The 500-nt window shown below is 62.2% G+C and carries 1 protein-coding gene; it reads right to left on the reverse strand.

Annotated elements, in window-relative coordinates; all coding sequences use genetic code 11:
* Positions 1–221: 221 nt before the first annotated feature.
* Positions 222–500, reverse strand: a 279-nt coding sequence (tnpB, locus tag ACSVC7_RS32775) for an IS66 family insertion sequence element accessory protein TnpB (protein ID WP_483509202.1), incomplete at its 5' end; no start/stop codon positions are given.

Raw genomic sequence — 500 nt, forward strand, 5'->3', positions numbered from 1 at the left:
CTTCAGGTGGCTGCGTTCAGTCTCGGCCTCCTCATACGCGGCTTTGAAGTGATCACGCTCGTCGCGTAAAGCATTGTTCGCGGCGTCTTTCTGCTCAAGAGCCGCCATCATCTCCATCAGCTTCGCACGAAGCTGATCAGGGTCTTGGGGGAGATTGGCGGGATCAAGAAGCATGGCGCCATTTTACTGATAACGCATCGAAATTGCGAGGAATATTCGCCTCAGCAGGCGGCCTGTGGACGGGCAACGTTCCGGACGCGCAGGCGGTCCCAGGGCAGGCCGGAGAGCAGAACGGACAACTGCACGGGCGCCAGCCGCACGATGCCGTCGCTCACCGGCGGCCAGTGGAAGCGGCCACGTTCAAGCCTCTTCGTGATGAGAATCAGGCCCGTGCCGTCATAGACCAAAAGCTTCACCCGGTCGCCACGGCGCGAGCGGAAGACGTAAACGTTGCCGGCGAACGGGTCCTGGCGCAGCGTGACCTGCACCAGGGCGGCCAG

Source organism: Azospirillum mesophilum, assembly GCF_053470405.2.